Raw genomic sequence first — 13,478 nt, forward strand, 5'->3', positions numbered from 1 at the left:
ACCCTACTCCTTCGCGACCACCGGCACCTGGCGGAACCTGGCGCGCACCGACTCCGGCAGCGGCGAAAAATTCATCGCGACGCCGCGGCGGTCGTTGGCGTTGCGGTTGGCGACCACCAGGCCTTCACTGCCCGCGACGATGTCCCCCTTGCGCAAGGTGGGATCGTCCTCGACCTTGACCTGGGCGAGGCCGACCTGATCCTTGCCGTTGCAGGTGCAGCCCGCGACGATCTCGTTGCGGAAGCGGAACGCGTTGGGCAGGTCGGAATAGGATTTTCCCTTGTCGGTCGTGGCGTCGTCGATATTGCTGCCGTAGACCAGCGAGGTTTCGGACGTCGGGCAGAAGCTCTTGCAGGATTGCGTCTTGCTTTCGGCGTCGTTTCCTTGCGCCGGGAAGTAGCGGCCATCGCAACCGCGCACGCAATAGGCACTGCCGCCGCCATAAGAGGCCCGCTGGCGCGGCGGGTCGTAGCGCGGCATGTCATCGGTCGGGAACGGCATGCGGATCTCCGGCGCGGAGCGCGCGCGGAAGCTGCCGAACAGCGCCGAGAAGAAGTCTTCCGCATGCGCCGACGGCGTCAACGCGAGGCCGAACGAGGCGACGGCGAAGCACGTCGCCGCGCCACCGGCCAGTTTGCCGATCGAGCGTCTCTTCATATGACCTCGCTCAACTCTTAGTTCACTGCCGACGTCGCGATGTTCAGCGCCTGCCGCCCCGAAGGCAGCGTCGTCACCGGGCGCTTGCGTACGGGGTCGCCGCCCTTGTCGTACCCCTTGGCCATCAGCGGGGCGTTCTTCGGCAGCACCACCACCTTGGCGCCGACATTGACGCGGCTGAACAGGTCCGTGACATCCGCGTTGGTCATGCGAATACAACCGGAGGACACGAACTTGCCGATCGTGGTGGGATCGTTGGTGCCGTGGATGCGGTATTCGCTCGAACCGAGATACATCGCGCGTGCGCCGAGCGGATTGCCGGGACCACCGGCGACGAAGCGCGGCAGATAAGGCTGACGCGCGATCATCTCGGCCGGCGGATGCCAGTCCGGCCACTCGGCCTTGCGGCTGACGCTCTGCACGCCGGCCCAGGTGAAACCTTCGCGGCCGACGCCGACGCCGTAACGGATCGCGCGGCCATTGCCGAGCACGTAATAGAGGTAAGTGTTGCCGGTATCGATGACGATGGTCCCGGCCGGCTCGTTCCGGTCGAAGCTGACGATCTGCTTGCGCAGCCGGTCGGGCAGCGCGGCATCCTCGTCGGCGGCCTGCGGCGCCGCGGTGACATACCCCCGCGAATAGGTCGGGTCCTGCGGATATCCCTGCGGCTGCATCGGCGCGTAGCCGAGCGTCTGGGCCTGTGCCGCGAAGGGCACGGTCAGCAATGCTGTCGCGAAGGCAATAGCGGTAGCGGCGCGCGGCGAGAAGCGGCGACGGGCTGGAGAGAACCTTGTCATGTGCTGCCCCGTTGGATGTGTGCATCTGGGTGATGCGGCTTCCCAACAAACGCAGCTGGGCCGACTCAAGTTCCGCCGCCAGCTGCGGCGCCCACGTCACAGTCAAGCGAGCAAAACTTCACGAAACCGCGATGGAACCGGAACGTCCTCCCGGACGTTTTACTGCCAACACTGGGCGCGCGGAGGCTTCCGTGCGGGAGGAGATATTGTGCGCGTCCTTCCCACCGAACGTCTGATTTCCGGCAACAACGAGGGCGCCCCGCTTCCCGACAGCCATGTCGAGCTGCCGCCGGTGATCCGCCGCACCGAGTTCGTCGCCTTTGCGCTCGCCGGTCTGTTCCTGATTGCCGTGGTCGCCGTGCTCTACGTCGCCAGGGCGTTCTTCCTCCCGGTCGTGATGGCGGTCGTCGCCGGCACCATGTTGTCGCCGGCCGCAAGCTTTCTCGAGCGGCGGCATGTGCCGCGCGCCCTCGGCGCCGTGCTGATCGTGATCGCGGTGACGACGGTGGTCGCCTTCGTCGTCGCGCTGATTGCCGTGCCAGCGATGGAGTGGAGCTCGCGCCTGCCGGAATTGGGCGCGCAGTTGAAGGAGAAGATGCACGTCTTCGACCGGCCGCTGGCGCTGTGGAAGGAGTTGCAGACAATGGTGGGCGGCTCCGAGGGGCTGCCAAGCCTTCCGCTGCTGAAAGCCGAATGGGTGCAACCGACGCTGGAATTCCTGTCGCCGACCTTCGCCGAATTCCTGCTGTTCTTCGCCACGCTGATCCTGTTCATCGCGAGCTGGCGCGACCTGCGGCGGGCCCTGATCATGAATTTCGGCGATCGCGATGCGCGGCTGCGCACGCTGCGGATCGTCAACGAGATCGAGGTCCATCTCGGCAACTACCTTTTGACGGTGACGCTGATCAATCTCGGCGTGGGCATCGCAACCGGTCTCATCTGCGCCGTCACCGGCATGCCCAATCCGGCCGGGCTCGGCGCGCTTGCGGCGGCGCTCAACTTCATCCCGATCATCGGACCGGTCGCGATGTTCGTCATTCTGGTCGTGGTGGGGCTCGTCGCCTTCCCGACCATCGGCGGCGGACTGATGGCGGGGCTCGCCTTCGGCGGCATCACCTTCCTGGAAGGACACTTCGTCACGCCCACCATCATCGGGCGCAGGCTTTCCCTGAACGCGCTTGCCGTCTTCATCGCGCTGGCGTTCTGGACCTGGCTGTGGGGACCGATGGGCGCATTCCTGTCGTCGCCCCTCCTGATCGTCGGGCTGATCCTGAAGGAGCATCTGCTGCCGGAGAATTCGCCGCAGCTCCCGCAGGCATGACCGGTTTCCCCGAACGGAACTTACCCGGGCAAGAAACGTTTTCCGGCTATCTCAGCCGCCAACAGTTTTGGAGCTCCTGATGTCAATGACCAATGGCGAAACCGGGATGAGAGACTGGACCGACAAAGCCACCAGAGAACGCCTCGAAAAGGATGTAGCAGCCGTGAAAAGCGATATCGCCGCCCTCACCGATCAGATTACCGACGCGCTCAACACCTTTGCCAATTCCAGCAGCAAGCAGGCCCGCCGCGGCTATCGCCAGGCCCGCGAGAGCGTGGATTCCGCGGTCGACGACATGTCGGATCGCGGCAGCGCCATGATGGAAGCTGCGCAAGACGCCTACGGCTCGATCGAGGAAACGCTGGAAGACGCCATCACGCAGCGGCCGCTCGCGACCGTCGGGCTCGCGCTCGGCATCGGCTTCCTGATCGGCGTCGCCTGGCGCCGGTAGCGTGGACGCAAGACCTTGACGTTGTTACGGCGGCGCCGTCGCGCCGCCGCTGCCGGCTTGCGGGGATCTGAGGAGCAAGGCCATGTTACAGCGCATCATCGACGGCATCAGCGCATCGACGGGCACGACCGTCCGCCTGACATCGCTCGCCGCGGGCGCGGCACTCGCGCTCTTCATCACCACGGGCTTTCTCTGCGCGGCCGCCTTCATCTCGGTCCTCGAAAAATATGGTCCCGTGCAGGCCTGCCTCGCGGGCGCCGGCATCTTCTTCCTGCTGACGCTCGCCGCGGCAGGGAGCTATTGGGGCTACAAGCGGGAGATTCAGAAGCGCGCCCGGATCGCCGCCGAGCGCGCCGCGAAGTCGGCCGCTTCGAATATGCTCGCCGACCCCATGCTGCTCGCGACGGGCCTCCAGATCGTTCGTGCCATCGGAATCAAGCGGCTATTGCCGATCCTGGCGATCGGCGGCGTCGCCCTCGGAATCATGGCGAGTCGCGCCGGCGCGTCCGACGAGGCCGCGGCCGAACCGGCCGAATAATGGTCAAGGCGCTAAGATGATTTCGTCGGCGGCAGAACGAGCGAGCTTGCGCGAATTCCGTCCGGCGCTCATGCGCAATTTTGCGCCAGATTGGACAATTCCGGCCTCCCTCACGCAAACGCTACTCGGATAGGCGGGCGGTTGCCGCTAAAAGCAGCGGCCCTGATTCTAAAAGTCATTTTCCGCGATGAAACCGTCCGTCAAGGCGAACCTCGCCGCATTCCATCACGATGCCAGATTGTATTTGACGCTCGGCATTGCCAACTGGTCGGTGTTCGTCGACCACATCCCGAACAACGTCGTCAATCTCCTGACGCTGCGAAATTTCGGCTTCAGCGGCGCCGCGGACCTGTTCGTGTTCGTGGTGGGCTATGGCGTCGCCATCATTCACGGCAGGATGGCGCTGGAGCGCGGCTACGTCGTCGCGGCGACGCGCATCTTTCGCCGCGTCTGGCGGCTCTACGCCGCCTATGTCGTGCTCTTCGTGATCTATATCGACACCATCGCCTATGTCGCCTCGCAATCGATGGCGCCGGAGATCATCCACGAATACAACATCTCGGGCATTCTCGAGCATCCGCTGCGCATCCTGGTCCGCGGCCTCGTGCTCCAGGAAGAGCCGCTGAACCTCGACCTCCTGCAACTGATGATCCCGCTGATGGCGTTCTTTCCGTTTGCGCTGTGGGGTTTGTTGCGGCGGCCGAACCTGACGCTGGCGGCATCGGTCGCGCTGTACGTTGCGGCGCGCTGGTTCGACTGGAATTTCCGGGTCTATCCGGACCAGGACTGGACCTTCAATCCGTTGTGCTGGCAGATGCTGATGGTCCTGGGCGGCTGGTTCGCCGTGACAGGCGCCTCCGGACGCGCGTTGCACGGCATGTCCTGGCTGCGTATCCTCGCGGGTGCCTATCTCATCTTCGCGATGGCCGTCACCTTGATGCGGCATTCGCCCGCGCTGTCGGTCTATTTGCCGGACTTCCTCGTCAACAGCATCGCGCCGACAGACAAGGAAAACCTCGCGCCCTATCGCGTGGTCCATTTCCTCGCGCTCGCCTTCCTCGCGACCCATTTCATTCCGGCCGACCACCCCGGCCTCAAGTTGCGGCCGCTTCAGGCGGTGATCACATGCGGCGAGGATTGGCTCGCGGTGTTCTGCGTTGCCGTGTTCCTGTCCTTTGCCGGCCATCTCATCCTGATCACCGGACCGAACCTCGTGGTGATGCAGATCGCGGTAAGCCTCGTTGGCTTCGCGGCGATGACAGCAGTGGCCTATTACATCTCCTGGTCGAGGCGGCAGGACCTGCCGGCCGCCCTGCGGCAGCAGGCCTAGAGCTCCGTTCCGATCTAATCGGAACGGAGCTCTAGATTCCTGTTTCGACGCGTTTTCTTCACGCGAACCGGTATCCACTTCACTCGAAAACGCTCTCGCCAAATAATCGTGCGATTGTGCTAGGCCGAGACCTGTGGCTGCGCTATGCGGGAGCCTCTGCGTGAGGGGTGGCTCTGCATAAGGGGACTTGGCGTGGCGATGGCAAAGGGCGGGGGTGATGAGGCTGACAGCGCGCCCCGGCGCGGCCGGCCGCGGTCGATCGAGACCACCAACGCCATCCTCGAAAGTGCCTATGCGCTGATGGCCGCCACCGGCCTTGCCGCCACCACCATCGATGCCGTCGCACGCCACTCCAGCGTCTCCAAGATGACGATCTACAAATGGTGGCCGTCGCGGGAAGCGCTGCTGATCGACGCCTTCCTTCATCATGCCGCGCAGATGCTGCCGCTGCCGCCTGCGAGCTCCGGCAGCGCCGCGGCGCGCGCACGCCGCCATGCCGCGGCCTATGCCGAGGCGCTCCAGGGCGAGTTCGGCAAGGTGCAGCTCGCCGTCGTCTCCGAATGCATTTCCAAGACCGGCTCGGCGGAGCTGTTCTATGCCCGCTACCTGCAATTCCGCCGCGACGCCCTGGTCGAGATGATCGCCGCGGGGCAGACGGATGGCAGCATCCTGGCGGAGGGAGCGCCCGAGGATCTCTACGACGCCATCTATGGCAGCCTGTTCTACCGCTACGTCTTCGGCATTGCACCGATCACGCCGGCCTACGCGCGCAATCTGGTCGACCTGGTGCTGCGGCCAAGGGGTTAGATCATGATCCGGAAAAGGGCGAAGCGGTTCTCCGAAAAGACCATGCTCAACACAACAATCTAACGCGCGACCTCTATCGCACCGGCCTGACCGGAGCCGAGATCTTGTCCGTGCGGTCGCGCTCGGACATGTCGACCACCGTCTCCATCGGCGCCGTCAATTCATAAACGTAGGAGGCGTCGGTGAAGAAGCGCTTGGCGGTGCCCCCGAGCGCTTCGGGCGCGACACGGTCGAGCAGGATCAGACCGAAATCGGAATCCGGGCGGCGCGTCGCCTCGCTGGTGTTGAACTCCTCCCAGCGGAAATGGAAGACCTCATCGGTCCCCTCGCCCGTCACCGTCCAATTCGCGGTGATGTGCGGATGCTTTCCGACCAGCGACAGACCTTCGTCGGAGTGCGAGGCGAGCTCGAAGAACAGGAGCGACAGGCTCTGCGCGGCGCGTGCGCTGACCGCGATGTCGGGGCCGGTGACGGCGATGCGGTCGGCATGCGGGATGGCGCGCGCCTCGAACAGGCCCTTCAGCTTGACGCCCTGCCACTGGCTCTCGCTGAGCAGCGAGACCACGTTGGACATGGCGTGGATGCGGCCGATCAGCAGTTCACGCGCAACGTCGATGTCCGAGCCGTGGCGCAGCGTGCGCGTCACGATCGACTGGATCACCGCCAGGATGTTCTTGACCCGGTGGTTGAGCTCGTCGATGACGGCGGTCAGCCGGCGCTCGAAGCCGATCCGCACCTGGATTTCCCGGCTGAGCCGCAGATTGTTGTAGGCGACATAGCCGAACAGGCCGCACACCATCGCGGTGATGGCAAGACCGATCGCCGCCACGATGATCGCCGTCTGCTCGGCGCGCCGCGCCGAATTGGTCTTGGCGTAGTAGCCGAGATGCCAGTCGCGCCCGCCAAAGCTCACCGTGCGCGTCGCCGACGGCGCCGGCCCGTCCGCTGCCGTCATGCGTGACGAGACCACGCCCTGGTCGTTGGCGACGAGCTCACCACCTTCCCTGCGCGGATCCTTCAGCGCGACCGCGAACAACGACATGTCGTCATTGGTCAGCATCAGGGAGGCGAGCTCGTAGGAAAATGTGACGAAGCCGGCCGGCTCGGTCGCGCCCTCGGGAATCACGGGCGCGGCCACGATGATGCCGATGGGCCCGTCGCCCCGCAGCAACTGAACCGGGTCTGAGGCGACCGACCTCTTCTCGACACGCGCACGCGTCAGCATCGCGCTGCGCACCTGGTCCTGGTCGTAGCTGCGGCCGGGCAGCGCCTTGGTCTCGTTGCTGCGCGGCTCGAGGTCCATCAGCACGTCGATCGGCTGGGTGACCTTCGCAAGATCGATCGGCTTGTCGTCATAGGAGCGGATCTGCGGATTGGGGAAGCCGGCGCTCGCGATCGCGGCCTGCGCCGGCAGAAGCTCGTTCGGCTTCAGCCGGGCGACCCACCCGGCGACCACGAAATCGGTCTTGAAGGCGTAGATGGCCGAGCGCAGCGGCTCCAGCATGTTCGGCTTGATGACCGACGGCGCACGGAACAAGCCTGAGGCGACACGCGCGAGCAGCTCGCGCTCGGTCAACCGGTCCTGAACCAGGCTCGCGTGGACGTCGATCGCGCGCGCCAGCGCGATCCGGTCCAGTGCCAGCTCCTGGTCGTGGACACGATAGGCCGCGAGCCCGGAGAGCAGGGCTCCGAGCAGGGCGATGAAACCGATGATAAATCCCAGCCGGACCACTTCGACTACTCAGCCGAAAGCAGCAGGTCGGCAATAAATACGGAGCATATCAACGCCGCTCGAACGGCCATGTGCCGAAACAGAGTGGACCCCAGTAACGGAGATAATGAAGGAGGAGGCATCAGTACGCAACTTCGGTCGCCTGAAAAGCTTAATACGCCCGGCCGATGGTCTGGCCATGAAGGCTTTGCTCCGGGCACCGGAGGTAGTTAATCGCCGTGTCCGAAATTTGTTCCGCGGATGCGGCTTTTGCCCCAAACGTTAACGGCGGAAAACGCCTGCGCCACGTCGTCGCGCCGTCAGCTCGCCCGTTTCAGGCCGCCTTTGGCCTCGATGAAGCCGACGATCTGGTCGAGCCCATCGCTCTTTTTCAGGTTGGTCATGACGAAGGGGCGCGCGCCGCGCATGCGCCTGGCGTCCGTCTCCATCTTCTCCAGGGAGGCGCCGACATGGGGCGCGAGGTCGATCTTGTTGATGACCAAGAGGTCGGAGCGGGTGATGCCGGGGCCGCCCTTGGACGGGATCTTGTCGCCGGCCGCCACGTCGATGACGTAGATTGTGAGGTCGGCGAGCTCCGGGGAAAAAGTGGCAGCCAGATTGTCGCCGCCGGACTCGATCAGCACGAGGTCGAGCCCGGGAAATTTTGCCCGCATGTCCGCGACCGCGGCCAGGTTCATCGAAGCGTCCTCGCGGATCGCGGTGTGCGGACAACCGCCGGTCTCGACGCCGGCGATGCGGTCCGGCGTCAGCGAGCCCGAGCGCACGAGGAATTCCGCATCCCATTTGGTGTAGATGTCGTTGGTGATCGCCGCGATGTCATAGCGCTCGCGCATGGTCTTGCAGAGCAGGTCCATCAGCGCGGTCTTGCCCGATCCGACCGGGCCGCCTATTCCGACACGCAAGGGACCGTGAGATTTCGACATGTCACTCGCTCTCTCTTGATGGGTTAAAGGCCGCGCCGCTCACGAGCGAAACAGCCGCGTATATTGCGTCTCGTGCCGCAGACTAGCGAGATCGGCGCGGAAGGTCGCGCTGCCGAGGTCGTCCAATGTCGCATTCAATGCACGATTGGCGGTCGCGGCAACGGCGGCTTCCAGCTTCACCAGCACCCGCTGGCTGTCGGTCTGGCCGAGCGGAATGAGGCGGCTCGCCGCCGAAATCCAGTTCGAGACCAGCGCATGCAGGAAGGCGTGCAGCGTCGGCGCCAGCGGCACGCCGTGCACCGCTGCAACCACGCCGATGGCGACGGGATAGACCAGTGCCGTGCGACATGCCGCCACCATGGCATCCAGCCCGTCGGCATCCCACGCGGCGCGGGAAATTTCAATGAAGGCGCGGCCCTGTGAGGTCGTCTCGAGCTGCCGCTCGCGCGACGGCACGAAGGCGGCGGCGAGCTCCGCGATATCGCGCAACGTGGTATCCTCGCCCAATTCAGTGGCGCGATAGGCGTGGACCAGGAACGTCGCATCGCAAAAGCCGGACCCATCGCCCAGCATCGCGTCGAGCCAGTCGGCCAGCGTCGCGGTGTCCGTGATGTCGCCCGCCTCGACCGCCCATTCGATGCCGCTGGAATAGGAGAAGCCGCCGACCGGAAAGGCCGGCGACAGCCACGTCATCAGCCGGTACAGCGCCGCCGCCTCGCGCTCCGCGAGGTCACCGGCACTCACCGGCTCATTTGTGGTCATGAGCATGCTTGTGGCCGTGGTGGTGGTCGGGGTGGTCGCAATGCTCGTCGTGGTGATGGTCGTGGCCATGGTCATGCGCGGCATGATCATGGTGGTCGTGGTGATCGTGACCATGATCATGGTGATGATGGTCGTGATCGTGATGCCCGTGATCATCGTGACCATGCGCATGGCCGGCGTCGGCGTAAGCGCCGCCCTCAGGATCGAACGGCGCCTCGATCTCGATCACGCGCGCACCGAGGCCCTTCACCATGGCTTCGATGACATGGTCGCGGCGGATGCGCAGGCTCTTCGCCATGATCTGGGTCGGCAAATGGCGATTGCCGAGATGCCAGCCGACGCGAATGAGGTGGTGCGGATCGCGGCCGCGGATCTCCAGCAACGGCTCGGGCGCCGCGACCACTTCGACCAGCCGGCCGTCCTCCAGCACCAATGCATCACCGCCGCGCAGCGCGACGGCATTCTCCAGGTCGAGCAGGAATTCGAGGCCCCGCGTCCCCGTCATCGCCATGCGACGGCGGTGCCGGTCGTCGAAATCGAGCACCACCGTATCCGCCGGCGTCTCCGTGAAGCCGTGCTGTCCCTTAACCTGCGTCGCCCGGATCATGCTTTTACCCCGTTACCGTGTCTCGACCTTCTCGGGCGTGATCACTTCAATCTTCGGCGGCGCCGTAAAACACTTCACTGCGACGCGGCCGAACGTCTTCATGTGCTCCATGGCGCGATGCGGCACCAGCGCCTCGGCATTCTCCCACTGCTCGACGAACACCATCTTGGCGGGATCGGTGACGCTCTCGTGCAAATCATAGGCGATATTGCCGGGCTCCTTCCGCGTTTCCTTGATGCAGGCAGTGGCGGCCGCAATGAATTCGGCGCGCGTCTCGGGCTTGATGGTCAAGGTGGCAACGACGTAAATCACGAGAAATCCTCCCGGCTTTTCTTCTGAGATAAGATACCGGGCGGGACCTTAGACCAGGCGGGGTCGAACGCAAAACCGGAAACGCCGCCCCAGGACATGCAACAAGACATGCAATCGGGACATGCGCCGGGGACATGCGTCCAGACGCTATTTCAGTACATGAAATATCGCTGCGCCATCGGCAGCACCTCGGCGGGCGCGCAGGTGAGCAGCTCGCCGTCGGCGCGCACCTCGTAGGTCTCGGGATCGACCTCGATATTGGGCGTGGCGTCGTTGTGGATCATGCTCTTCTTCGAGATTTTTCCGCGGGTGTTCTGCACCGCATAGAGCTTCTTGTCGATGCCGAGCTTTCGCGCGAGGCCGCCGGTGACCGCCGCCTTCGAGGTGAACACCACCGACGACGCGGTGCGCGCCTTGCCGAAGGCACCGAACATCGGCTGATAGTGCACCGGCTGTGGCGTCGGGATCGAGGCGTTGGGATCGCCCATGGGGGCGGCGACGATCGAGCCGCCCTTTATGATGCAGTCCGGCTTGACGCCGAAGAAGGCCGGCGACCACAGCACGAGATCGGCGAGCTTGCCCTTCTCGACGGAGCCGATCAGTTTCGACACGCCATGCGCGATCGCGGGATTGATCGTGTACTTGGCGATGTAGCGCTTGACGCGGAAATTGTCGTTGTCCTTGCCTTTGTCCTGGTCGAGCGACCCGCGCTGCTTCTTCATCTTGTCCGCGGTCTGCCAGGTCCGGATGATGACTTCACCAAGGCGGCCCATGGCCTGGGAGTCCGAGGAGATCATCGAGAGCGCACCGAGATCGTGCAGGATATCCTCGGCCGCGATGGTCTCCTTGCGGATGCGGCTCTCGGCAAAGGCGAGGTCCTCGGCGATCGAGGGATCGAGGTGATGGCACACCATCAGCATGTCCAGATGCTCGTCGAGGGTGTTGCGGGTGAACGGCCGCGTCGGATTGGTCGAGGACGGCAGCACGTTCTTCAGCCCCGCGACCTTGATGATATCGGGCGCATGCCCGCCGCCGGCGCCCTCGGTGTGGAAGGCGTGGATGGTGCGGCCCTTGAATGCCTTGACCGTGTCCTCGACGAAGCCGGATTCGTTCAGCGTGTCGGTGTGGATCATCACCTGAATGTCGTAGTCGTCGGCCACCGACAGGCAGGTGTCGATCGCCGCCGGCGTCGTACCCCAATCCTCGTGCAGCTTCAGCGCACAGGCGCCGGCCTTGATCATCTCGACCAACGCGGCGGGCCGCGACGCATTGCCCTTGCCGGAGATGCCGAGATTGACCGGGAACGCATCGAACGACTGGATCATCCGCCCCATGTGCCACGGCCCCGGCGTGCAGGTGGTGGCGAACGTGCCATGCGACGGGCCGGTGCCGCCGCCGAGCATCGAGGTGACGCCGGACATAAGCGCGTGCTCGATCTGCTGCGGACAGATGAAATGGATGTGGCTGTCGAAGCCGCCGGCCGTGAGGATTTTTCCCTCGCCCGCGATCACGTCGGTGCCGGGGCCGACAATGATGGTGACGCCCGGCTGGATGTCGGGATTGCCAGCCTTGCCGATCGCGGAGATCATGCCGTCCTTGATCGCGACGTCGGCCTTCACGATGCCCCAGTGATCGACGATCAGCGCATTGGTGATGACGGTGTCGGCGGCACCCTGCTTGTTGGTGACCTGCGACTGGCCCATGCCGTCGCGGATCACCTTGCCACCGCCGAACTTCACCTCCTCGCCATAGGTGGTGAAATCCTTCTCGACCTCGATGATGAGATCGGTATCGGCGAGCCTGACCTTGTCGCCGGTGGTCGGGCCGAACATGTCGGCATAGACGGAACGCTTTATTTTGACGGACATCACAAGCCCCGTTTGCGTTTGAATTCTTGGTTGTTCACAGCGCAGCCCTCGCTGCTCTTACGGCATCGTCGAATCTTGCATCGAGCCACGAATTGCCGCCACGGCATCCGGCGACGACCTGCTCAGCCCAGCCCGTGTAGTCGGCGAGATCGTCGCGCTCCTCGGCGGACGGGTCGGAATGAATGCGCGCGCCGATATTGCTGATCTTGTCGGCGATCTTGATCAGCTTGGCGCCGGGAGATTTCTTCGGCGCGTCAATCACCTGCCGGCGCCGCCGCTCGGCCTTCGGCAGGCTCATATCGTCGGTGCACTCGACTACAAGGGAGGCGACACGGTCAGAGAATTTCTGTGAGAGCTCCTCACGCGTGGTCTCGGTGTCCTCGATCAGATCATGCAGCCAGCCAGCCGCGACAAGCTCGGCATCGGCGCCGTCTGTCGCGACGGCGAGCAGGCTTGCGACCTCGGCGAGATGATTGATGTAAGGCTCCTGGCCACGCCCCTTGCGCGCCATGCCGTTGTGCCGGCGCGCAGCCAGCTCAGCGGCTTCCGAGATAAGGCGGACGGCGGGGAGCATGACGATCACGATGCTCCTCGTTGACAACATCCGCGATCGACGCAGCGCCGCAAAATAGCTTCGGTCAGAGTTCGTGACTCACCCCTCTCCCCAACCCTCCCCCGCAAGGGGGGAGGGAGCCCGACCGGCGTGCTCACCTCACCTCGAATCACAGCTTCCCCATCACGTCGCCACGAAAACCGTAGATGGTTTTCTTCCCCGCCACGGCGACGAGCTGGACGTCGCGGGTCTGGCCGGGCTCGAAGCGGACGGCGGTGCCGGCGGCGATGTCGAGGCGCATGCCGCGGGCTTTCTTGCGGTCGAACTTCAGCGCCGGGTTGGTCTCGAAGAAATGGTAGTGCGAGCCAACCTGGATCGGGCGGTCGCCGGTGTTGGCCACCGTCAGCGTCACGGTCTTGCGGCCGGCATTGAGCTCGATCTCGCCGTCCTGGATGAAGAGTTCGCCGGGGATCATTTGCGCTCCTACCTGATCGGCTCGTGCACGGTGACGAGCTTGGTGCCGTCCGGAAACGTCGCCTCGACCTGGATGTCGTGGATCATCTCGGGGATGCCCGGCATCACCTGGTCGCGGGTGAGGACCTGCGCGCCGGACTGCATCAACTCGGCGACGGTGCGGCCGTCGCGCGCGCCTTCGAGGATGAAGTCGGAGATGATCGCGATCGCCTCGGGATGGTTGAGCTTGACGCCGCGATCCAGCCGGCGGCGGGCGACGATGGCCGCCATCGAGATCAGGAGCTTGTCCTTTTCGCGGGGAGACAGGTTCATGCAGCATCTCTTCCGTTCAATGCATCAATTCAGC

General features: G+C 64.5%; 16 protein-coding genes. 5 read left to right on the forward strand and 11 right to left on the reverse strand.

Annotation, left to right across the window (positions count from 1 at the left end; genetic code table 11):
* Positions 1–3 precede the first annotated feature (3 nt).
* Entirely contained in the window at positions 4–657 is a 654-nt protein-coding gene (locus tag AC5ZFO_RS02455) for a DUF2865 domain-containing protein (protein WP_282520012.1), read from the reverse strand.
* A 17-nt stretch (positions 658–674) separates the two neighbouring features.
* A complete protein-coding gene (locus AC5ZFO_RS02460; RefSeq protein WP_282520011.1) occupies positions 675–1,454 on the reverse strand; it encodes a L,D-transpeptidase in 780 nt (259 codons plus the stop codon).
* 208 nt (positions 1,455–1,662) lie between these two features.
* Here AC5ZFO_RS02460 and AC5ZFO_RS02465 point away from each other — a divergent pair, with 208 nt between their 5' ends.
* The 5 genes from AC5ZFO_RS02465 (at position 1,663) to AC5ZFO_RS02485 (ending at position 5,901) form a co-directional block, all read left to right on the forward strand.
* Positions 1,663–2,775 carry an AI-2E family transporter gene (locus tag AC5ZFO_RS02465; RefSeq protein ID WP_496121256.1) on the forward strand — a complete coding sequence of 371 codons (1,113 nt, stop codon included), beginning with the start codon at positions 1,663–1,665 and terminating at the stop codon, positions 2,773–2,775.
* Between the two features lie 79 nt (positions 2,776–2,854).
* Positions 2,855–3,226: an ElaB/YgaM/YqjD family protein gene (locus AC5ZFO_RS02470; protein WP_282520009.1), complete on the forward strand. Its 372-nt coding sequence runs from the start codon at positions 2,855–2,857 to the stop codon at positions 3,224–3,226.
* 82 nt (positions 3,227–3,308) lie between these two features.
* Entirely contained in the window at positions 3,309–3,764 is a 456-nt protein-coding gene (locus tag AC5ZFO_RS02475) for a hypothetical protein (RefSeq protein WP_282520008.1), read from the forward strand.
* Positions 3,765–3,951: 187 nt separating this feature from the next.
* Positions 3,952–5,094, forward strand: a complete 1,143-nt coding sequence (locus tag AC5ZFO_RS02480; RefSeq protein ID WP_282520007.1) for an OpgC domain-containing protein — start codon at positions 3,952–3,954, stop codon at positions 5,092–5,094.
* A gap of 198 nt (positions 5,095–5,292) precedes the next feature.
* Positions 5,293–5,901 (forward strand): TetR/AcrR family transcriptional regulator, encoded by a 609-nt coding sequence (locus AC5ZFO_RS02485; RefSeq protein ID WP_282520087.1) that lies wholly within the window; start codon positions 5,293–5,295, stop codon positions 5,899–5,901.
* A gap of 73 nt (positions 5,902–5,974) precedes the next feature.
* Here AC5ZFO_RS02485 and AC5ZFO_RS02490 read toward each other — a convergent pair whose 3' ends face one another.
* From AC5ZFO_RS02490 to AC5ZFO_RS02530, 9 genes are all read right to left on the reverse strand, one after another.
* A complete protein-coding gene (locus AC5ZFO_RS02490; RefSeq protein WP_282520006.1) occupies positions 5,975–7,633 on the reverse strand; it encodes a CHASE domain-containing protein in 1,659 nt (552 codons plus the stop codon).
* Positions 7,634–7,932: 299 nt separating this feature from the next.
* Positions 7,933–8,556, reverse strand: coding sequence for an urease accessory protein UreG (gene ureG / locus AC5ZFO_RS02495; RefSeq protein WP_282520005.1), 624 nt, complete (start codon positions 8,554–8,556; stop codon positions 7,933–7,935).
* 39 nt (positions 8,557–8,595) lie between these two features.
* Entirely contained in the window at positions 8,596–9,324 is a 729-nt protein-coding gene (locus AC5ZFO_RS02500) for an urease accessory protein UreF (RefSeq protein WP_282520086.1), read from the reverse strand.
* Positions 9,305–9,925, reverse strand: a complete 621-nt coding sequence (gene ureE / locus AC5ZFO_RS02505; protein ID WP_259259170.1) for an urease accessory protein UreE — start codon at positions 9,923–9,925, stop codon at positions 9,305–9,307. The genes AC5ZFO_RS02500 and ureE overlap by 20 nt, the downstream gene beginning before the upstream one ends.
* 12 nt (positions 9,926–9,937) lie before the next feature.
* Positions 9,938–10,237, reverse strand: coding sequence for a putative quinol monooxygenase (locus AC5ZFO_RS02510; protein WP_007599815.1), 300 nt, complete (start codon positions 10,235–10,237; stop codon positions 9,938–9,940).
* A gap of 152 nt (positions 10,238–10,389) precedes the next feature.
* The gene (ureC, locus tag AC5ZFO_RS02515) at positions 10,390–12,105 is read right to left on the reverse strand and encodes an urease subunit alpha (protein WP_014498211.1); all 1,716 of its coding nucleotides are present in this window, start codon (positions 12,103–12,105) and stop codon (positions 10,390–10,392) included.
* Positions 12,106–12,139: 34 nt separating this feature from the next.
* Positions 12,140–12,679: an HD domain-containing protein gene (locus AC5ZFO_RS02520; protein ID WP_282520085.1), complete on the reverse strand. Its 540-nt coding sequence runs from the start codon at positions 12,677–12,679 to the stop codon at positions 12,140–12,142.
* A 148-nt stretch (positions 12,680–12,827) separates the two neighbouring features.
* Positions 12,828–13,133, reverse strand: a complete 306-nt coding sequence (locus AC5ZFO_RS02525) for an urease subunit beta (protein ID WP_007599812.1) — start codon at positions 13,131–13,133, stop codon at positions 12,828–12,830.
* 8 nt (positions 13,134–13,141) lie between these two features.
* Complete coding sequence (locus tag AC5ZFO_RS02530; RefSeq protein WP_007605424.1) at positions 13,142–13,444, reverse strand: urease subunit gamma; 303 nt, start codon at positions 13,442–13,444, stop codon at positions 13,142–13,144.
* Positions 13,445–13,478 lie beyond the last annotated feature (34 nt).

The sequence above is a fragment of the Bradyrhizobium sp. Unk1 genome (assembly GCF_059512345.1).